General features: G+C 39.0%; 23 protein-coding genes. 13 read left to right on the top strand and 10 right to left on the bottom strand.

From position 1 onward, the window contains the following. Nucleotides 1-10 precede the first annotated feature (10 nt). Nucleotides 11-913, top strand: a complete 903-nt coding sequence (locus BM095_RS15400) for a diacylglycerol/lipid kinase family protein (RefSeq protein WP_091663930.1) — start codon at nt 11-13, stop codon at nt 911-913. Here BM095_RS15400 and brnQ read toward each other — a convergent pair. Further along, nucleotides 882-2,216, bottom strand: coding sequence for a branched-chain amino acid transport system II carrier protein (brnQ, locus tag BM095_RS15395; protein ID WP_091663927.1), 1,335 nt, complete (start codon nt 2,214-2,216; stop codon nt 882-884). The genes BM095_RS15400 and brnQ overlap by 32 nt on opposite strands. Nucleotides 2,217-2,489: 273 nt before the next feature. Between brnQ and nhaC the strand changes: the two genes are divergently transcribed. Continuing rightward, the gene (nhaC, locus tag BM095_RS15390; protein ID WP_091663924.1) at nt 2,490-3,875 is read left to right on the top strand and encodes a Na+/H+ antiporter NhaC; all 1,386 of its coding nucleotides are present in this window, start codon (nt 2,490-2,492) and stop codon (nt 3,873-3,875) included. Nucleotides 3,876-4,023: 148 nt separating this feature from the next. Here nhaC and BM095_RS15385 read toward each other — a convergent pair whose 3' ends face one another. The 6 genes from BM095_RS15385 to BM095_RS15360 all read right to left on the bottom strand — a co-directional run bounded on the left by BM095_RS15385 (nt 4,024) and on the right by BM095_RS15360 (nt 9,530). Beyond that, on the bottom strand, nt 4,024-4,941 hold the full coding sequence (locus tag BM095_RS15385; protein ID WP_091663922.1) for a DMT family transporter: 918 nt from the start codon (nt 4,939-4,941) through the stop codon (nt 4,024-4,026). Nucleotides 4,942-4,949: 8 nt separating this feature from the next. Next, complete coding sequence (locus BM095_RS15380) at nt 4,950-5,135, bottom strand: SE1832 family protein (RefSeq protein ID WP_091663919.1); 186 nt, start codon at nt 5,133-5,135, stop codon at nt 4,950-4,952. Between the two features lie 417 nt (nt 5,136-5,552). Further along, nucleotides 5,553-5,987, bottom strand: a complete 435-nt coding sequence (locus BM095_RS15375; RefSeq protein WP_091663916.1) for a DUF2157 domain-containing protein — start codon at nt 5,985-5,987, stop codon at nt 5,553-5,555. Nucleotides 5,988-6,107: 120 nt separating this feature from the next. Beyond that, nucleotides 6,108-7,049 (bottom strand): peptidoglycan-binding protein, encoded by a 942-nt coding sequence (locus BM095_RS15370; protein ID WP_091663913.1) that lies wholly within the window; start codon nt 7,047-7,049, stop codon nt 6,108-6,110. Between the two features lie 334 nt (nt 7,050-7,383). Continuing rightward, complete coding sequence (ytvI, locus tag BM095_RS15365) at nt 7,384-8,499, bottom strand: sporulation integral membrane protein YtvI (protein WP_091663910.1); 1,116 nt, start codon at nt 8,497-8,499, stop codon at nt 7,384-7,386. A 95-nt stretch (nt 8,500-8,594) separates the two neighbouring features. Then, on the bottom strand, nt 8,595-9,530 hold the full coding sequence (locus BM095_RS15360; RefSeq protein WP_091663907.1) for a PD-(D/E)XK nuclease family protein: 936 nt from the start codon (nt 9,528-9,530) through the stop codon (nt 8,595-8,597). Nucleotides 9,531-9,680: 150 nt separating this feature from the next. Between BM095_RS15360 and BM095_RS15355 the strand changes: the two genes are divergently transcribed. After that, on the top strand, nt 9,681-10,631 hold the full coding sequence (locus tag BM095_RS15355; RefSeq protein ID WP_091663905.1) for an alpha/beta hydrolase family protein: 951 nt from the start codon (nt 9,681-9,683) through the stop codon (nt 10,629-10,631). 332 nt (nt 10,632-10,963) lie between these two features. Here BM095_RS15355 and mreBH read toward each other — a convergent pair whose 3' ends face one another. Together mreBH and BM095_RS15345 are read right to left on the bottom strand one after the other, a co-directional pair. Then, the gene (gene mreBH / locus BM095_RS15350) at nt 10,964-11,971 is read right to left on the bottom strand and encodes a rod-share determining protein MreBH (RefSeq protein WP_091663903.1); all 1,008 of its coding nucleotides are present in this window, start codon (nt 11,969-11,971) and stop codon (nt 10,964-10,966) included. Nucleotides 11,972-12,273: 302 nt separating this feature from the next. Next, on the bottom strand, nt 12,274-13,269 hold the full coding sequence (locus BM095_RS15345) for a lipoate--protein ligase (protein WP_091663901.1): 996 nt from the start codon (nt 13,267-13,269) through the stop codon (nt 12,274-12,276). A gap of 217 nt (nt 13,270-13,486) precedes the next feature. Between BM095_RS15345 and BM095_RS15340 the strand changes: the two genes are divergently transcribed. The 9 genes from BM095_RS15340 (at nt 13,487) to BM095_RS15300 (ending at nt 20,062) form a co-directional block, all read left to right on the top strand. Then, nucleotides 13,487-14,788 (top strand): Na+/H+ antiporter family protein, encoded by a 1,302-nt coding sequence (locus tag BM095_RS15340; protein ID WP_091663898.1) that lies wholly within the window; start codon nt 13,487-13,489, stop codon nt 14,786-14,788. Between the two features lie 216 nt (nt 14,789-15,004). Beyond that, nucleotides 15,005-15,355 (top strand): hypothetical protein, encoded by a 351-nt coding sequence (locus BM095_RS15335; RefSeq protein ID WP_091663895.1) that lies wholly within the window; start codon nt 15,005-15,007, stop codon nt 15,353-15,355. A gap of 168 nt (nt 15,356-15,523) precedes the next feature. Further along, nucleotides 15,524-15,898: a hypothetical protein gene (locus BM095_RS15330; RefSeq protein WP_091663892.1), complete on the top strand. Its 375-nt coding sequence runs from the start codon at nt 15,524-15,526 to the stop codon at nt 15,896-15,898. Nucleotides 15,899-15,914: 16 nt separating this feature from the next. After that, on the top strand, nt 15,915-16,511 hold the full coding sequence (locus BM095_RS15325) for a ribonuclease H1 domain-containing protein (protein ID WP_091663889.1): 597 nt from the start codon (nt 15,915-15,917) through the stop codon (nt 16,509-16,511). 96 nt (nt 16,512-16,607) lie between these two features. Next, entirely contained in the window at nt 16,608-17,120 is a 513-nt protein-coding gene (locus BM095_RS15320; protein ID WP_091663886.1) for a type 1 glutamine amidotransferase domain-containing protein, read from the top strand. Nucleotides 17,121-17,407: 287 nt separating this feature from the next. After that, a complete protein-coding gene (gene msrA, locus BM095_RS15315; RefSeq protein ID WP_091663884.1) occupies nt 17,408-17,941 on the top strand; it encodes a peptide-methionine (S)-S-oxide reductase MsrA in 534 nt (177 codons plus the stop codon). Then, a complete protein-coding gene (gene msrB, locus BM095_RS15310) occupies nt 17,938-18,375 on the top strand; it encodes a peptide-methionine (R)-S-oxide reductase MsrB (RefSeq protein ID WP_091663881.1) in 438 nt (145 codons plus the stop codon). Before msrA ends, msrB begins: the two co-directional genes overlap by 4 nt. Nucleotides 18,376-18,503: 128 nt before the next feature. Next, nucleotides 18,504-18,938: a ferritin-like domain-containing protein gene (locus BM095_RS15305; RefSeq protein ID WP_091663879.1), complete on the top strand. Its 435-nt coding sequence runs from the start codon at nt 18,504-18,506 to the stop codon at nt 18,936-18,938. A gap of 236 nt (nt 18,939-19,174) precedes the next feature. Continuing rightward, on the top strand, nt 19,175-20,062 hold the full coding sequence (locus BM095_RS15300) for an alpha/beta hydrolase (RefSeq protein WP_091663876.1): 888 nt from the start codon (nt 19,175-19,177) through the stop codon (nt 20,060-20,062). Between the two features lie 199 nt (nt 20,063-20,261). On the opposite strand, the gene BM095_RS15295 is transcribed toward BM095_RS15300, so the two are convergent. Next, the gene (locus tag BM095_RS15295; protein ID WP_091663873.1) at nt 20,262-20,426 is read right to left on the bottom strand and encodes an FbpB family small basic protein; all 165 of its coding nucleotides are present in this window, start codon (nt 20,424-20,426) and stop codon (nt 20,262-20,264) included. A 261-nt stretch (nt 20,427-20,687) separates the two neighbouring features. Here BM095_RS15295 and BM095_RS15290 point away from each other — a divergent pair, with 261 nt between their 5' ends. Further along, nucleotides 20,688-21,083 carry a hypothetical protein gene (locus tag BM095_RS15290; RefSeq protein WP_091663871.1) on the top strand — a complete coding sequence of 132 codons (396 nt, stop codon included), beginning with the start codon at nt 20,688-20,690 and terminating at the stop codon, nt 21,081-21,083. Nucleotides 21,084-21,106: the final 23 nt, after the last annotated feature.

Below are 21,106 nucleotides of genomic sequence, written 5' to 3'. Positions count from 1 at the left end.
AGGGAAACACATGTATGAAAAAGGGTTAATGCTTGTGAATGGATCTTCGAGCCAATTAGATCTTCAAAAAAATATAGAGCTTGTGACGGGTGTGTTAGTAACTAAGGTAAACGATTTAACGATAAGAAAAACTTCTTATAAAGGGGAAGCAGAAGACTTTTCACGCAATAATGGAGAAGAGTTTGATGTTATTTTTATTTTAGGAGGAGATGGTTTAGTCCATGAGACAATAAATGGGCTAGCCCTCTTATCCGATCCTCCTGTAATTGGAATTTTACCTGGAGGCACATGTAATGATTTCTCCAGAAGCTTGTCGATACCTCAGCCATTAAAACGGGCTGCAGAAACCTTAGCAGATGGCTCGGTCCGATACGTAGATATCGGGCAAATGAATCATCGCTATTTCACGAATTTTTTGGGATTAGGACTGATTGCAGATACTTCCGAGAATATAAACCCTGAATTAAAAGGGGTGCTCGGCAGATTTAGTTACTTTATAAGCGCTGTGCAAATGTTTAACAGCGCGGAGCCTTTCTCTTTTACGATGAAATTAGATAAAGAAGTAGTGAAAGATGAAGCAGTCATGGTGCTTATTGCGAATGGAAGATTTCTCGGTACGAACCTCCTTCCGTTTCCTGAAATATCACTAGACGATGGCTTGTTTAACATTTTCGTTATTAATGAAGGAGGGGTAAACTTATTACGAGAATACATAAGTGCTAAAAATCCTTTTATGTGGGATACGGCACAAAGTGATATTAAGCAATATACAAGTCAACACATTCATATAGAAACCGCCGGTACCAAAAAGGCAGATACCGACGGCGAAATATATATGCGTACTCCCGTTACATTAAAAAATTTAAACCAGAAGCTTCCTTTTATCGTTCCGGCTTCTCTTGAGGATTTTTAGAGGTTCGACCACATCCTATGAGCTGGCCAGCTGCCAAGCCAATAATGACCGGCAGAATCCATCCAAGCCCCATTGAAAATAATGGTAAATGTGAGTATACCTCCGTTATTAATGGTATCTCTATACCTAATTCTCTGATGCCATCATAAATACTAACAATCGCGGCTCCCATCACACCACCTTGATAGTGGGAGGGGCGAAGCGGGAGTTTCAATTGCAAGAAAGAAAGAAGGATAAGTACAATGGCAACAGGATAAATCGTAATAAGCACAGGAGCAGAGATAGAGATGATAGCGTCCAGCCCCAAATTTGCAACCGTAACACTCACCAACACAGTAAGCAGCACAAAGGTGCGATAGGAAAACATAGGGAGTACGTTACTGAAATATTGTCCGCAGGCTGTTACTAGTCCTACACACGTGGTAAAGCAAGCTAACGTTACGATAATTCCTAAGAGAAAAGCTCCAGGCATTCCAAAAGTTTGTGCTGCTGCATAGGAGAGGATTAAGCTGCCATTCTCAAACGTGGAGGTGGCGGCTGTTTGAACACCAATCCAACCAATGGAAATATATACAACTGCTAAACCAAGCCCCGCGATAATCCCAGCAAGACTCACTGCTCTTAAAAGTTTATTATTATCGGTAACCCCTTTTTCTTTTATGGCATTAACAATCACAAGACCGAATGCTAAAGCTGCGATCGTATCCATTGTTAAATATCCTTCCAATATACCGCCAGCAGAAGGATAATCAACATAAGGATCATTAGGAGTGCGCTCTAACGCACTGATTCCAGAAAAGACACTTCCGCCCGCTAATAAAGCGATAGCAACGAGAAGAATGGGGGAAATGACATTTCCGATCCTCTCTACTAGCTTCGTAGGATTTAAGCTCACCCAGTATACGAGAATAAAAAATATCACAGAAAAAATAAATAATGCTATTTGTGAATTTGAGCTTGAGAGAAACGGTACAATTCCCATCTCAAATGAAACATTCATGGCGCGAGGAACGCCAAAAAATGGACCAATGGACATATAAAGAAGGAGGGTAAATACGATCGCAAACCGAAAGCCGACATGTTTTGCAATTGTTTCTACACTGTTACCGCTGAGAGCAATAGCGATGACGCCTAAGACGGGAAGCCCTACTCCCGTTAAAACAAAACCCATTATAGCTGGCCAATAATGATTTCCAGCCTCTTGTCCCAGGAAGGGAGGAAATATGAGGTTCCCAGCCCCGAAAAATAAAGCAAACAGCATAAGACCTATAAAAATAATTTCCCTCTTTTTGATGTTGTTCATAGATGCCTCCTGTTTTGCCTCTCTATTCTCCAAATAACCTTACCTATCCTAACTCTCCCATGAATCTTTGTAAAGGAATAGATGCTAAAAATAAGTATAAAATCACTAGGCCTTATCGGATGTAACCGACTTGGTTTAGTAGAAATCCATCATTTCTTTTAGGATTGTTGACAAATGATGCAGTTAGAATTAAGTTATATCAAGAATCAATAACTTTAACGCTAAAAAGCGTTACATTGACAAACACTTGTAATGAGGAAGGGATAGGACAGCATGAATAAACAGAATGATCCTATAAATAATATATCGTTAGCTGGAGCCGTTATAGTGTTAAGTCTCATCTTAACTCTTATTGCTGTTAGTTTAATAGTTTTTGAAGCTCCTCCCCATATCCCTATTTTATTAGCTGTTATGTTTCTTATTGGATATGGAATGTGGCGAGAAGTAGAATGGTACCGTATTCAAACTGGAATTGTCGATGGAGTGAGGGCGGGGATTATACCGATTCTTATTTTTATATTTATCGGTGTCTTGATCAGTGTTTGGATTAGCGCAGGGACGATTCCAACAATGATTTATTATAGCTTTCATATGATATCTTTAGACTTTTTCCTTCCGAGCATATTTATCGTTACCGCCATAGTAGGGGTTTGTATCGGAAGCTCTTTGACCACTGTATCAACGATAGGAGTTTCTTTTATGGCACTAGGAGGGTTTATGGACATGAATCCGGCTGTTACAGCTGGAGCCATTGTCTCTGGGGCCATGTTGGGCGATAAAATGTCACCGCTGTCGGATACGACGAACTTAGCATCTTCTGTCGCAAAAGTAGACTTGTTTACGCACATTCGTCACATGATTTGGACCGCAATTCCAATGGCAGTTATTACATTCATCATCTATTTAGTTTTAGGTTCTGGGTCATCGACGGGGAACGGAGGATTAGACAAGATGATGAATGATCTCCATGATCATTTCTCCGTTCACCCGATTTCTCTCTTACCTGCACTAGTTATCGTTATATTGGCTGTAAAGAGAATACCGGCTATCCCAGCAATGATGGGGGGAATTGTTTCGGGGTTTGTCGTAATACTTATTACTCAACCAGGATATAGTGTGAGTGACTACATGACCTTTATGCAGGATGGGTTCACTTCTCATACTGGAAATAGTGATTTAGATGAAATGTTAACTCGCGGGGGGATACAAGAAATGATGTGGCCTATCTCCCTATTAATTCTCACTTTAAGTATGGGAGGTTTGCTTTCAACTTTAGGAGTGATCAATAAAATTCTATCAGCTGCCCAAGAACTAATGAATACCACAGGGAAGTTGGTATTATCTACGGTTCTTGCTGGTATAGGGATTAATGTAACATTGGGAGAACAATATATGTCGGTGATATTACCAGGAGAAGCCTTTGTAGATAAGTATGAAAGAATGGGTCTTGCTCGAGAAAACTTATCAAGAACTTTAGAGAATGCCGGGACATTAATGAACCCGCTTATTCCTTACGGGGTGTGTGGCGTGTTTATGGCAAGCGTGTTAGATGTAGATGTTTTCGCTTATCTTCCTTATGCTATATTTTGTTTGTTAGGCCCTGTATTTGCTCTCCTCTATGGATTCACAGGGTTTACTATGAAAAAGAACGGGGAATGAATGCTCCTCTCTGCTCGTAGTTAAATGGATGGCAACATTTCCGTAACGAAACGAATTGTTATAAGATCTGTTGACAATCATACAAGGGAAGAATGCTTCTTTATAATGACAGCCCGCCTGCTTACAACATAGTAAAGTTAGGCGGGCTTTAATGAGAAATGATTTTTTTATTCTGCTTTCTTCGAAATCGAACTTGGCTAATGAAAATACCACTCAGAATACACAATCCTCCGATAGCCATTGGAAAGGTAAATGCTTCATTTAAAAGAAGGTTGCCAAAAATAACTCCAAATACTGGAACAAGCATAGTTGATATGGTTGCTGTAACCGTATTGATGATTTTTAGCAAGGAATACCACAGAGAGAAACATAAGGCAGAGGCGACAATACCAGTAAATAATACTGCAAAAGTACTTTCCTTTGTCCAATGGATGGTCTGGTCACTTTCCAAGAAAAGAGCAGGTATGAAAAATACTACTCCTCCCAATAGCATTTGATATGCATTTACCGCTAACTGGTTTGCATGAGATAATTTCAGACGTAAATATATGGTCGCAGAGGCCCAGCATATAGCAGCCAACAACACTAAAAGGATACCTATAATGTTTTGGATGGAGGATGTTAGGAATATATCATTTCCTATAATAAAAATTAGGCCGGCAGTACCTAACAAAAGTCCGAATGCATTTTGTTTCGTCATCGTCTCTTTCAGAAACAATGGAGCTAAAATACTCGACCAAATTGGCATAGTGTACAATATGATTGAGGTTTTTCCAGCCTCTACAAACATGAGAGCGTATGTAATGAATCCAAATACAGCAAAAGTTTGCAAAAATCCTAAAACAATGAGGCTTCCCCATTCTTTCCTGCTAAAAGAGGATAGAGAAGGGCGGTATAGAAACATTAAAAAAACCAGAAGGGTTAATCCTCCTGTTACAAAACGTAAAGCTGAAAAGGTGAAGGGGCCCATATAGTCTAAACCGATTTTAATGAGAGGCCAGGAAAAACCCCAGGATACAGCAATTAAAAATATATAAGAACCGATAATTAATTTATTATCCTGCATTTTTGACCCTAATCTTGATGTAAACTACGTAATTCTTTTTTTAATGTCTTTATTTCCAATTCCATTTGCTCTAATTGATTTAACGCTGGTTTTGCATCTCCTCCAACAGACTCTAGTTTCTCTACGTCTCCTTGGATTCTAGCGTAATCCATTTTCAAAACGCGAAGTTTATCTTCGATTTCAGAACGTTTCATCATGTCACCTCATTTTTTACCATTAATAAAAAAGTAACATAACCATCAATGAATCTCAAATCATGAAATCTGTTCTATTATTAATTTTTGTTTATGATCGACTCATAGAGGGAAATGTTTTACAATATAGATACATCAAAGAATCTATACCTAGCAATATAAAAAGCGGGAGGGATTCATGATGGCGGTTGAATTAATGGCAACATTTGGTTTGGCATTTGGATTGGTTTTTTCAAGTGTAGTAATGGCGTTTTATTTTCTCAAACAGGCGGAATCTAAAGACAGATAAAGAGGATCATCAATAAGAGCAGGCCGGACACATATATGTGTCCGGCTGTCTTTTTTTAGGTTGGTTATCGTTATTAAAATACTTCAATACAGACAACGGTTCGTCCGTTGGTAAGCGAACCCTCTGCTTCAAGCAACTAAGAAAAAGCGAAAATATATCAGCACGGAGAGATAAAAGCCGAGAAGGAAAATGGAAAAAAGCATAATACCCCACATATGAGGAAGCTTTACGTACTTTGACTGCTTCTTTACGGTTAGTGCTGAAAGAGTAAAGGAAATAAATAAAGCACCTAGCAGGAGGAAAACCAACCATTCTGCTATTTGCTCCCAAGGCAGGAAGTAAACGAAAGGCATGAAAGCAAGCATAATACAAATAATAGCGAAAGAATATAAAGAAGCTCTGTACATATAACTATCTAATTTCGATTCCTTACGTTGTTGTTTTCTCTCCATTCGGCTTACTGGCTCTGTGGTATCATGTTCTTTCTCTCCGAACATCTCTTCTTTTTCTCTAAAAAACCATTTTTTTGGATGAAGAGAAGTTATTTTATATTTGAAACGCATACAGACTCTCTCCTCCATATCTTTTCCACCTATGTATCATAACATAAAGAAAGACAGTATTGAGAAAAAAAGACAGCCATTTACTCTCGGCAAGAGCTTCTGGCTGTCTCTAGAATGTGCTTAATTTAAAATTGTGACCTCGAGGTTACGGCGGCCAAATTCAAGAGCTTGTCCTTTGTTAGGCATGTGAATATCGATTCGATTGCCGTTAATAGCACCGCCAGTGTCAGCAGCAGTATAAACACCATGTCCTTCAACGCGAACTTTAGATCCAAGCGGGATGACATCAGGATCGACTGCAATTACTTTTGCATTTCGATTTGCATTTAAATCTACCCCAGTTGCAGTGATGCCAGAACACCCGGTACAGTCAGCAGTATAAGCAGTAGCGTTCACTTGTAATGTTCGACCTTCAGACTGTGTATTAGATTCATTAGAAGATTGCTCGGATGCTACTTTCTCTGTCGTTTCACTAGTCTCTTTTGATTGTTTTTTTGCTTCTTTTTCGCTAGCTTTCACTTCCTCAGAAGAAGATGTGGATTTCTTAGCAGCATCTTTCTCAATGGCAGAAAAAGTTTGTGGTCCAGCTAAACCATCAACAAGTATATTGGCGGCCTGTTGGAAGTCCCTCACAGCTTCATCAGTATGTGGACCAAACTTACCGTCTGATGCGTATTCATAGAATCCAAGATTCTTCAATTTTTCCTGTAATGTCTCAACAGGCTTCCCTTCGTCACCTTCACCAAGAATTTCTAAAGCACCTATGGTATGTGGACCAGCAATTCCATCCTTGTTGAGATTATGTTCGTCTTGATAAGACTCAATGGCTTGTGCCGTTTCTTTATCAAACTCGCCATCGACTTCATCTTTTTCAAGAAGCCCTTGATCATGCAACAGGTCTTGCAGTTCTTCTACTGTGCTGCCTTTATCGCCGGAAGCTAAGTTTTTATCTCCAAGTTCATTGGCATCCGATTCCGATGGGTTGGCAAGGATAACCAAACCAGCTGCGAAAAGAGGAACACCAATCTTTTTAATTGAAAATGTTGGTTGTAGTTTCAACATACAAACCTCCAATTCAGAATTTGTTATGATTTTCTTTTGCTGACGATTCACATCGTATCAGGGGGTGAGAGGGGAAAGCAATGAAAAAGCGGCCTTTTAAATGAAATGAAATACACTTGTAATCAGTGAAATCTTCCCATAATAGTTTTCATTATGGTGAGAAAATAGTCGGAAGTTAGGAGGAGGCGGACTTGAATAGAGATAGGATATTACTAATGAAAGAGGGGGATTCTGACTGGGGAAGTGTCCTTTGTTGCAAAAAGTGTAGAAGATGATTCGATGAAAAGTAATAGTCCTATACAAAAACAAACAAAATAGTCTGGGCTGATCCAGACTATTCGTCACGAAATCCGTATTTAATGAATGTCCACACATCACGCGTAACACCGATATCCATTAAAATAACAATGATGACAAGAAGCGCAGGTCCTAAAAATAACCCAACAGCTCCGAACAATTTTAAACCGGCAAATAGGGAGACTAACACAGCAATTGGATTTAAGTTCATACTAGACGAGAGAACTTTAGGCTCGATCGTCTGTCTTATGAGCATAGTGATTCCATATAACACTGCTAGGCTGATACTCAAACCCATTTTACCGGTAATTAACATGTAAAGAGCCCAAGGGAGTAAAATAGTGCCCGTTCCTAGGTATGGAAGAAATTCCGCAATCCCAACAATAATAGCTAAAGTGAAAGCATGATCTATCCTTAGTAGAGATAGCCCAATAAGAACGATAACTCCCGTTACACTCATAAGTATAAATTGGGCACGGACATAACCAAAAACCCTAAACCACATAGCTCGGTGAAATGCGCGAAGTTTTTCATGAATGGGAAGAGGTAGGTATTTATGCCCGAGTTCCTTAAAGCGCTCCCAATCTTTTCCTAAAAAATAAATCGCTAATAGAATAAATAAAAATGCAACCAAAAACGTCGGTACGCCGAGAACCAGCTGAGTGAGACCATCGGCAATCCGCTCTGCAAACTGGCTGAGAGTGGTGCCTATTTGGTTGGAAAACTGTGTCATTCCATCAGAAAAAGTCTCATCCGTGCTTAAATCTTTAGCAACTCCACTCACGTTTTGCCAGAATGGTAAAATGGCGTTGTTCATAAAATGCTGCAGTTCCATCAGGGCGTTTTCAATCCAACCGGGAGCTTGATCTGCGAAGCGTTGGATACTACCAATAACTAAGAATGTTATCCCTGTAATGATTCCACTTAACACTGATAGACTTAATAATAATGAAGTTAAGGCTGCCAGCCCGGCTGGAAACTTTAACTTTTTTCTAAAAAATGAGGATAGGGGAGCTAACATCCACACAAAAAAAGCGGCAATCCAAAAGGGATACGTCAATTTGAATAGAAAAATAGACGCCCATATTACGATAACTATTAATATTACTGTCATAAAAAATCTTAAAATTCTCCAAGCCGTTTCTTTTTTCACAAATTACTCCCTCTTTCTTACAAAAGGCCGGTTTGAATTCTGTTATTTTGCACACTATTCATCATTTTACCCATTTTCATAGATAAATTACCTGTTTAAGAGAAACATAATTCATAAAAGTTACACCGTTGACACGTTCTTTTATCGTCTGTTTTCGGAAATTGATCTAAAGGAAGAGGTTTGTTTAGATGTACGTCGTCTAAGTATTCATTCATCCATTCCGTACTGGTTCCAATGAGTTCTTGCACTTTATCAAGTGTTACAGGGTCAAGCTGGTGTTCTGTACTAGTCCCATCAAGTAAATATTCATTACGGATTATTATATTTTTATAGGAAGGAATCGGATAAGTTTCTAGCAAATAAAGAGCATAGAGAGCAAGCTGATAAGGGTCTTCTTCCGATTGCTTACCAGTTTTCCAATCTACTATCACCCATTTATCACGTTCATAATCGCGATAAAGAAGGTCAAGGACGACATAGATTTTTAGCTTTCCGACTTGTAAAATACGAAACTTTTCAGCTTCTAAAAATTCAATTTGTTCATTATATGCCATTTCTTTTAATGTATCGCTTTCTAAAAAATGATTCATGGTCACTTCTAAGCGATATTTAATTTTATCTGTTTTGTCTGCAGGCAATACATTTGTTTGTCCATAATACAGTTCATGAAACATAGTAAATTTGCCAGGCCGGCTTAACCAATCTTTAAAGTGTCTGCTGGATTGAACGAACCCTTTGTTCATACGATTCCTGACAGCATTTGTTAATTGGTCTTCACTAGGAACGATTCCCGTGTTTAAGTAATGGTCAATAGCTTTTTCAATAATGTCGTGAACTACTTGACCGAAGAACATTTCGACATTGGTTAGTTTTTTTAACCGATAAGCTTGTTTGCTGTGTTCAGATGAATCTCGGAGCCAGCCATTATGAGCGGTATAATATTGGTAGGCATATTGCCGGGCGCATTGACTTAATGTTTTATGCCTGGATAGCGACCAGGAAAACTCAGGGTATAATTTTATATCAAACAAGGAACCACCTTCTTTATTCTTACTAAATCGAATGCCTAATCATATTTTAACAGAAATAACAGAGTAAGGAGTCATTGGCGATTAAACTGTTTCAGTAGGTTCGAGAGAAGGAAAGGATAAAACACGAAGATAGAATTCAGGAGGTGCACCATGTACAAAGAGGCAAGCGTGGAATTTGAAAGTGACTTTACCTTAAAGGGTACGTTAACCTTACCGAGACAAGAAACAAATGTGCAATTTCCGGCTGTAGTATTCATTCATGGCTCGGGACCGCTTAATAGGGATGAAAACACAAAAAAAATCCAATTAAATGTGTTTAATCGTATGGCTCATTGGCTGGCTGGTCAAGGATTAGCAAGCTTGCGGTATGACAAAAGAGGGGTCGAGGAGAGTGAAGGTAATTATTATCAAGCAGGCGTTCATGATCTCATTAAAGATGCATACCACGCTGTAGAATTTATTCGTCATCACCCCGACATTGCTCAAAGCAATATATTTCTTATCGGACACAGTGAAGGAGGCATGCTGTCCCCGCAAATTGCCCATCAAACCGCCGTGAAAGGCATGATTTTATTAGCTTCCACTGCGTCTCCGTTAAAATATATTATCGACGAACAAGGACAGCGTCTTGAACAAGAACTAGCGAATGAAAAAGGCTTGATATACAGAATGTTACGCTTTGTGGGATCACATAAAAAGGTATTAGAAAAGCAAGATAAATTAATAAGGAAAGCATTGGCATCCGAGAAAGATGTTATTCGGGCTGGAGGTATTACCAAAGTAAATGCTAAATGGTTTAGAGAGCACGATACGTATCATCCTGGTAATGCATTAAACCTCGTGTCTACACCTGTCTTAGCTATTAACGGATCAAAAGATGTTCAAGTTCGTGGTGAAGATGTAAGTGGTATATCAGAAGCAGCGGGAGGTCCGGCAGAAGTTCATGTTGTGAACAATATGAACCATATTTTACGCATTCAAGAAGAGCCTGAGAGCCTGCTAAAACTCAATAAATACTACGCCAAATATAGTCAGCAGGATATTGCTCAAGAATTATACGATGTCATATCTCCTTGGCTTAAAAAGCGTTTGACCGAATAAAAAAGTAAGAGGCTGGGACAAAAGTATTTAAGTGAAAGATAAATCCGAACAACTTATGTTGTCGCTTTGTCAAAATACTTCGCTTTCCGCGGGCACGGCTTCAGCTTCCTCGGAAAGCGAAAACGGCTTTCCTGCGGGATCTTCAGCTCGTGCTGTTCCCGCTGGAGTCTACGTATTTTGACTACGCTGATACACTGCGTTTATGAAACGGGTGACTCCTTCAACATGTGATCGTTCGTCTTTAGAGTTGACTATTCTAGTTTTGTCCCAGCCTCTTATTTGCACGGAGTATTGAAGAGTACCGTACTCTGGATATAACAAAAATATGTTGTTTATACGGAAGCTTTTTGTAGTTTGTCAATGATTTTAAGGGATTGACCAGTTCCTTCCGCTACGGCTTCTAATGGGTTAGAAGCTATATGAATAGGTACAATAATTTGTTCACTTAACCATTCTTGCATATCATTTAAAAGGGCGCCTCCTCCAGTTAGGATAATACCTTGGTCCACGATATCTCCACTTAATTCAGGCGGGCACGTCTCCAATGTACTGCGTATCGTTTCAAGTATGTGTTCCAATGATTCGGTGATTGCACCATGAATCTCTTTTGATTGTAAAGTAATAGATTTTGGGAGTCCTGTCACTAAATCACGCCCACGAACTTCCATTTGTTCTTCCTTATGGTCCGGGAGTGCATGACCAATCGTCATCTTAATATCTTCTGCAGTTCTTTCTCCAATTAATAAATTATATGTTTTGCGAACATAGTAAATAATGTCTTCATCTAAATTATCACCACCACGTCGGATGGATTGAGAAGAAACGACACCTCCGTAGGAAATGATACCTACCTCTGTTGTCCCTCCGCCAATATCTACAACCACATTGGCTCTCGGTTCAGCAACGGGAAGTCCTGCTCCGATCGCAGCAGCGACGGGTTCTTCAATCAAATGCACTGTTTTCGCCCCGCAACTTAATATAGCATCACGGATAGCTCTTCTTTCTACGGCAGTGGAACCGCATGGTGTACAGACGATAACTTTCGGCTTGCGTATGGAGAAGCCTGTCTCTTTGCTCACTTTATTCATTAATTGTCGAAGCATGGCAGCAGTCACATCAAAATCTGCGATTACCCCCTGTTTTAATGGACGCATGGCAACAATCTTCCCGGGTGTTTTTCCTACCATTTCTTTGGCTTCTTTCCCTACTGCCAGCACCTCACCAGATTCTGTATTAAGAGCAGCTACAGATGGCTCGTTTAAAACAATGCCTTTTTCTTTTGTATACACTAGTAAATTTGCTGTACCTAAATCAATTCCAATTTCTACATTTGAAATCAATACGTTCACCTTCTTCCAGGATTATTCCTCTACGCCATTTTAAAAGTAGACTACTCAAGGAGTAAGGGTCTAATTAATTAGAAAAAAGTGAGCGTTGATCTTGTTAGTTCTTTAGATTTGGTATAAAAGTACCAATAGAAAAGGTATGCAGACCAAATAGAGAAAAAAGAATCAGAAAGTACTGTGAAAAAAATTAAAAAGAAGTCGGTGTTATGATATTAGACTTAGACTAGAAAGATATGCCTTCTTTATTTAATGGAATTGTAATCCTTTGTAACCATTTAGAAATAATCAAGAAAAAATTAATAAATCAATTCGGTAATTTGGTCTGCGGTAATATCGCCGAAGTAGTCTTGCATATGAAAAGGAGTTAATGATTTGCGAATGGAAGCAGGTTCATATTTCGTTCCAGATAACGCGAGTTCCACATCTTTTATATCTTTCACACCAAAAAAGTCACCATAAATTTTACAGTGTTGGATATAACCTTTTCTTACATTGAATCGGATATCAATGAGGCCAGCGGGAAACTTTTTCGATCTTTTGGTGTCAAAAGCAGGAGACTTACCATAATTCCAATCCCAATTTTTATATCGTTTGTTAGAAATAGCGCGAATTTCGTCCCAGTCGGAATCCGTTAGTTGATAGGTAGGTATCTCGTCTACATGATGAAAAATAGACTGCAGTAACACATTTTTAAATTCATTGATGGTAAGTTTATGATCTAAATAGTCATTAATGTTACCAACTCTGCTTTTTATCGATTTAATCCCTTTTGACTTTATTTTTTCATCTTTCACTCTCAAGGAGGCGACAACGTTTTCGATCTCAGAATCAAGCATTAAAGTACCGTGGCTGAACATACGACCTTTAGTGGAAAACTGAGCATTTCCTGATATTTTTTTACCATCTGCCTCAATATCGTTTCTACCTGAGAGCTCAGCAGGCACACCTATGTCTCGGAGTGCACGGATCACTGGTTCGGTAAATTTGGCGAAGTTCTGAAAGCTATTCCCATCATCTTTTGTCAGGAAGCTGAAATTCAAATTGCCTAAGTCATGATAGACGGCGCCTCCTCCTGATAAACGACGTACTATATGGATACCGTTTTTTTCTACGTAGTCCACGTTTATTTCTTCTATCGTGTTTTGGTTTTTGCCAATGATGATGGAGGGTTCATTAATGTAAAAGAGAAGATATGTGTCTTCTTCATTCAAGTCCATCTTTTGCAAAGCAAATTCTTCGATAGCGAGGTTTATACGTGGGTCTGTAATTCCTTCGTTATCAATAAAACGCAACGAAAAACACCTCCAAATGTTAATGTGTAGCGAAAGATATTCAATGTTTTATTATTCCACACAACAACCGCCATTACCATTCACTTCATCATTTCAATCATTTCACCAGTAAATCATGTAGGACAAGAAAAGGCTACAAAATTTTTGATTGAAACATGGATAGAAGACCCTTATACTTTAGTTTGGCAAATGGCTAAACAACTAAAGGAGTTTACGTATGATTACAGTTATATCCTCAGTTTTGGTGATGATTATACTTAGTTTGTTAAGAGTTAATGTGGTTCTGGCAGTATTAGCGGCAGGGATCACTGCAGGCCTTATATCTGGACTGGGATGGCAAGAAGGATTGGACTTATTGATTTCTGGGATGGGCGGACAAGCCGAAACAGCACTAAGTTACATCCTGCTTGGTGTGTTTGCTGTGATGATTGGCAAATCGGGAATAACGGGAGTTCTCGTTTCTTTTCTGTTACGGGTTATTCAAGGGAGACGAGGTCTTTTAATAATGATAATCGCGGCAGTTGCTTCTTTATCTCAAAATGTTGTACCAGTACATATCGCTTTTATTCCTATACTCATTCCACCCTTATTAAAATTATTTAATGAGTTGAAAATAGATAGAAGAGCTGTCGCTTCTGCACTGACGTTCGGTTTAAAGGCACCCTACGTCACGCTTCCAGTCGGGTTTGGATTTATCTATCATAATACAATCGCAAGCGAGATGACTGCAAGCGGTCTAGACATTTCAGTAAATGAAATATGGAAAGCGATGGTTCTTCCAGGAGCTGGAATGGTTGTCGGTCTATTCATTGCTGTATTTATTACGTATAGAAAACCGCGAGAGTATGCATCTATTGGGGAAGAACAAGAAGACGTTCTTATTGATAAGAAATCTGAAAGCTTATCTGTCAGTCATATTTTCACGATTATAGCTATTATTGCTGCACTAGTGACACAAATTGTAATGGATTCCTTGATCTTTGGCGCGTTGGCTGGAATTGTCCTCATGTTTTTATTTAAAGTTATACCATTTAAAACGGGGGATGAAACAGTTAATGAAGGTGTAAGGTTAATGGGAATGATTGCATTTGTAATGCTTATAGCTTCTGGATTTGCTACCGTTCTTCAAGAAACTGGAGCAGTAGATGACATGGTAGAAAAGGCTGTTGAAGTGTCGGGAAGCGCTAACCTTTGGACAGCAGCAGTCATTTTACTATCTGGCTTAGTAGTCACATTGGGGATCGGCACATCCTTTGGTACTGTACCTATCTTAGCAGCCCTTTTTGTACCTTTTTGTATGAGTGTTGGATTTTCCCCACTTGCTACAGTCGCTTTAATCGGCACAGCAGGGGCAATGGGGGATGCAGGCTCTCCAGCTTCGGATAGTACGCTTGGTCCTACGGCTGGATTAAAAGTGGATGGAAAACACCACCACATTTGGGATACATGTGTCCCTACTTTTTTACATTATAATATTCCATTATTCTTATTTGGTCTGCTTGCAGCCATGGTTTTGTAATGAGAAATTTTGCTGACGCCTGAGAGAGCCGTAACAAAACTTTTGTAATCAATTTTCGTGTGAAGGACGAAAATCCCCCCGCGTTGAATGTCACCATTGACCTCTTCTCGAAAAGAAACGTTAAAAAGATAAAGATATTTGTTTAATATTAGACTGGAATGGAAAACACAATAACAGAAAGACTTTTTAACGTAACCTTTTAAGGAGGAGCACACCATGATTAAAAAATGGCTTTACATGGCAATGACAGGCATTTTTGCAGCAGGTGTCCTTACAGCATGTGGTGGAGGAGATACAGAACAGCAAGAGCAGCCGGCAGAAGGGCCTACTGTGGATCCTAACCCAGCATTAGAGGAAGAACATCCTCAGATGAACCAAACAGAAGAAGATGAAAGCGTTGAGGACGGCGAGGGAGAAAATGGTGATGAAGGCAACGACTCACCTACAGAAAATAGTGAAACGGGCACTAGCGGTGGTGCAGAAGAAGGAAGTATGCATGGACAAGAGAATGATGGCGATATCAATACAGAAGAAGAGACCGATAATCCGGAAGAGGAAGATGACTAATATAATTCATGTGAGAAGGACCTGGTTGAACGGGTCCTTCTTTTTCCTGTTAAGATAGTTAAACATAAGTAAATAAACATTCTTCGTAAAGCCGGATAAAAGCTACATTTTTTCATGAGGAGCATGTTATCATAGTTCTAACTACACATGATTAAAGGAGAGAGTCCATTGAGTGGAGTGGATATCTTTTTCATTATTGTTCTTCCTCTTATAGTGTCGTGTATTACGATAGGGGTCACGCTTTCCATGAAATGGATGTTAGAGAGAGAAGTAAATAATAAAAACCCCTATTCTGTTTTCCACTTTTGTAATATTATGTTCACGATTATGATGTGTGGTACGAGTTCTATTGTCTTTCACGGTATGGTGCTAGACGGTTTGCAAAAAGGCTGGTTGGTTGTTACGTTGTATGCATACGTTTACCCATTGCCAATCCTATTGATATTGTATTCCATATGCACCTATGTTTTTGAAAACTATTTTCAACCTTATCGCATAAAAAAAGGGAGCAACGTCGTGTATCTCAGAAGAAAGAGAACATAAGAACAGGAGAAATAGCATGGCAAAGAAAAAGAAATGGTATGTCGTTTGGAAAGGGAGAAAGCCGGGAGTTTACAATAATTGGGTCGAATGTGAAAAACAGGTAAAAGGTTATGCTGGAGCGTCTTTTCGGTCGTTTCCCTCTGAAAAAGAGGCAAGAGACGCATTTGAAAATAACAAATCCCATTCTTTAGGAGAGCAGACCCATTATATGGAAGATAGTATATCAGTAGACGTTGGTTCCCACGGAAATCCTGGGTTTGTGGAATATAAAGGTGTTTATACAAAAACTGGAGAAGTTGTTTTTTTCCATCCCGGTATTGAGATGGGAACAAACAACATGGGAGAGTTTTTAGCCATTGTTCACGCCCTTGCCTACTTAAAAAAGAAAAGCAGCAGTATACCAGTATACTCTGACTCTGCAACTGCCATGAAGTGGGTGAGACAAAAAAAAGCGAACTCCAGTTTAAAACGTACGCCAGAGACTGAACAAATATGGCAGCTCATAGAGAAAGCAGAGAATTGGCTGCACGATAACACTTGGGAAAACCCCCTCTTAAAATGGGATACAAAAGCCTGGGGAGAAATTAAGGCTGATTATGGAAGAAAGGGATAACCTATTAATGGCGTACAAATAACAGAGAAATGTTTACCCGAAGATTATATACGGGTATAACAACTAACGTCACACTAATAAAAGGAGTGAGACGTTATGAGCAAGAAAATAGCGGTGTTAATGACAGACATGGTGGAGGACGTAGAATTTACTCAACCAAGAGATGCAATTGAAAAAGAAGGTCATACTCTTACACTAATAGAAAAAGAAAAAGGAAAAACAATAGAAGGGAAAAACGGCGAAGCAAAAGTGACTGTCGACGCATCAATCGATGATGTCAAACCAGAGGACTTCGACGCTTTATTTATCCCAGGTGGTTTCTCTCCTGACATGCTGCGAGCCGATGAACGTTTCGTAACCTTTGCGAAAAAGTTTATGGATGAAGATAAACCGGTATTCGCCATATGTCATGGACCCCAGCTGTTGATAACAGCGAAAGCCTTAGAAGGACGAAATGTGACAGGATTTACTTCTATCCTTGTCGATCTTGAATACGCGAAAGCGAAAGTACACGATGAAGAAGTAGTCGTATGTCATAACCTTGTATCCAGCAGGAATCCAGACGACATTCCAGCATTTAACCGGGAAGTATTAAAGCAATTAGCATAAGAATAAAAAAGCAGCCATTGAAGGCTGCTTTTTTATTAGTTATATTCATAAATTACTTTTCAGCTATAAAGCTGTTTCAAATTTCCCGGCGGCAGAAAGTTCAGCGGCGGTTCTACAGCGCATCGTAACAATAGGCCCGAGACCTCTTATAGCTGTGAGCTAACTAGTAGTAAGTTGAGTCTTATTAATGGGCCTTGAATCTAAAGATACTATAAGCACATCGTTCATTGTTACCGCTGGAAAGTGTTATACTATAGAAAAATTGGTGTAGGAAAGGAGTGGATGCTATGCATACAAAGTTAGCAACGTTTGCAGGCGGATGCTTCTGGTGTATGGTGGGTCCGTTTGAACAACTCGCCGGAGTGCAATCGGTGATTTCTGGTTACACGGGAGGGCACAAAGAAAATCCCACTTATGAGGAAGTTTGTTCTGATACCACCGGTCATGTGGAAGCTGTGCAAATAGAATATGACCCAGATAAAACATCATATAAAGAATTGCTTAATGTATTTTGGAAACAAATTGATCCTACCGATCAGGGCGGTCAATTTAATGACCGCGGGGAATCTTATCAAACAGCTATATTTTACCATGATGAAGAACAAAGAACACTGGCGGAAACATCTAAAGACGAACTAGATAAAGAAGGTCCCTTTCAACAGCCGATAGTGACTCCAATTTTGCCGGCAAAAACTTTTTATAAGGCAGAGGAACATCATCAGGACTATCACAAAAAAAATCAGTTTCACTATTTGCTTTATCGAAAAGGGTCCGGCCGAGAAGCTTTTATTCAAGAACATTGGGAGGGAAGAGAACAATGAGTGAGAAAAAAGACTTAGAGAAAAGGCTCACACCGATCCAGCTTGATGTTACTCAAAATAATGGTACAGAGCCTCCATTTCAAAATGAATATTGGGATTTGATGGACGATGGTATCTATGTAGATATAGTATCTGGTGTTCCTCTTTTCAGCTCAATAAATAAATTTGAATCGAATTGTGGGTGGCCCAGCTTTACAAAACCGCTTCAGGAGTCTGAAATCGTAGAAAGATTTGATACCTCATTTGGAATGAGACGTACTGAAGTAAGAAGCAAAACAGCAGATTCACACTTGGGACATGTGTTTCCAGATGGTCCTCCTCCTGAAGGGCTTCGTTATTGTATTAATTCCGCAGCACTGCGGTTTATTCCAAGAGAGAAACTGGAAGAAGAGGGCTACGGTGAGTATGAAAAGTTATTTGATGAAGAGGCTTAATGAATGATTGTTTACCCTGGGAGAAAGAGGGGTATTACTATTTATGGATGAATCACCATTACACGTATCAAACATTCACGACGAATCCAACTAAAACATTTCGATTTTATTGAAGGAGGTATCCGTAAATGGATCAGAAAACGAAAGAACTAATTGACGGTTTAAATGAAGATTTGGCCAATGAATATGCATCTGTGATCATGTACACGAATTACGCAGCGGTAGTTAGTGGGATGTACCGCCAAGTACTAAAACCGTTTTTTGAAGAAGAAACGTCAGATGAATTAGGCCATGCCCTTTATTTATCAGAAAAAATAAAAGTGCTCGGTGGAACACCGACTACGACTCCAGCTGAAGTAAAAGAAACTACTGATGTGAAAGAGATGCTTGAAAATGCACGACAAGCTGAAAAAGAAACAATTGAACGCTATAAAAAACGAGTACAGCAAGCGGAAGAACTAGGTTTAATTGAGCTGCAGGTGAAAATTGAGGACTTAATTGCCGATGAAACGGGTCATATGGAAGAGATGGATCGTTTATTAGCTGATCCACGTATGCAATAATTAATAAGGCCGCCTTCATATAAAATAGAAGGCGGCTTTTTTTATTAAAAATATTTTTGGCTTCGTTTAAGAGAATATTGACTTGAAGTGGTTTAAACTGTAATTGTGAGGCCAAGTTTCCCTAGGTAAGTTGTGAAAAATTATTCCGAAGGATTGGGTTTGGGCCTCTTATAATAACGTGTAAATTAGCCAATATTATAATTAGCAATAAGAAATATAGGCAAGGGGCTATGTAAGTGATAACGGAACAATATATGAGAAAATACGCAGAATCATATGGCATGCCGACAGAGGACACCGTTCATGACTGGTTCGAGGTGTCTTACAATCATAAAAAGCTGATGGTACAAATGTTCACACCACATTCATGGAAAAATAACGTATTGTTCATACATGGGTTTTTTGATCATTCAGGAACTCATGCAGAAACAATTCAATTTCTCGTTAAAAAAGGTTTCCGGGTGACCGTATTTGACTTACCTGGTCACGGGCTTTCCGGAGGAGCTCGATTCCAGATTGATCACTTCAAGCATTATCAAGGAAGTCTGTTAGCCGTACTAGATTGGCTACAAGACAACGGTGTGACATCTACCCACGCGGTGGGACATAGTACCGGAGGCGCCATCCTTGCAGAAAATTTGTTAACTCGTAAAAGAGAGAAGCATTTTTTTGATGAAGTCTGTTTAATTGCCCCTTTACTTCGCTCGAATCAATGGTGGGTTAGTAAAATATTCACTTCTCTTCTATCCCCCTTTTTCGATAAAATTCCGAGGAAATTTCCAAGGGAACCCTCTGCAAAGTTATTTATAAAGGAAGTGAGAAAAGATCCGTTACAAGGTCAGTTTTTACATCTTACATGGGTAGAAGCTATGTTCCAATGGGAAGAAGAGTTGTCTAATCAAATTCCAGTTGAAGATAATATTCTAATTTTACAAGGAGTTAACGATAGTACAGTCGATTGGAAGCACAATATGGAGGAGTATGGGAGACTTTTTCCAAAAGCGAGGAGAATCATGATAGATAATGGGACACATTACTTGTTGAATGGAAACCTTGCCAGAAAAAAGATTGTTTATTACTTATTACTCAAACAGTTTAGTAAGCACAACGAAAGCATGAAATAAAAATACGGAGCTTATGTAGCTCCGTTGTAATGTTAAAAGATAGGAAAGTATAACTTTCATGGATTGATGTCGAGCTCCAGCGCCCAGACGCTCTGGAGGCCCACAGATGAATGTTCTTTTGCTAAAAGCGCAAACGGTCCTGTTTGCAACGCAAAAGTCAGCACATCCTGTGCAAGTCAGCGCGCTTGCGATTTTCTTATTAATTAACTATTTTTTTATTTTCTAAACTTTCCATGTAGACTTCTCTTGCTTTACGATTTTCAAGTTTCTCTTCAATCTCACTAATTGCCTTAGGATCTTCCATTAATTCTTTCTTGTTCGCTGCAATGAGTTCTTCCATGGTAGTACGTCTCGTTTTTCTCATTGTTTATCCCTTCCTTATTGTTTATATTATAAAAATGAAGTATTTATTTGTTTATAACTATTATAAATTAAAATGTACCAAAAATGTGCATATAAATGTTACTAAATTTTGAATACTTGCGAAAACCTTCGAATTATAGCATGATGTAAGTAAAATACCCACATTCTATATTTATAAACCTATTTAATAAAGATACGCAGAAATTAATTTATATAAACAAAGAAATCATCTAAAAAATTTTAGAAAAAGGTGGTCTTTTATATGGATAAGAATGAAAAACAGAGTAATAACAAGGGTATAATAATGGGAGCAGCGATTGGAGGAGCGTCTGTGTTAGCGCTTGCTCTTAATAAAAAAGCTCGTGCAACAGTCATAAAGGGAGCGAAACAAGCGATAACCCAGATTAACCATACGACTTCATTTATTGCAGATAATCGTGAAGAGATTCTTACTCAGATCAAAAATGCATCAAATGAGTTCTCACATTTATTAAAAACGGCAAATCAAGATATACAAGTGATCTCTGAAAAAGCTGGCCATTTGCGTGATGTAACGAAGTCGGTGAAGGATACGACTCAGCAAACAGCCTCAGAATTGAGGGACATGAAGAAACAAACCAATTCTTCAGAAGAACCTTCTGTCTCTCATGAGGAATAAATATTGATTATGTACGAATGCTG

This window comes from Alteribacillus iranensis (genome assembly GCF_900113025.1).
In the GTDB taxonomy this organism is placed as follows: domain Bacteria; phylum Bacillota; class Bacilli; order Bacillales; family Marinococcaceae; genus Alteribacillus_A; species Alteribacillus_A iranensis.
This window is presented reverse-complemented; position numbering and strand designations above follow the sequence as displayed.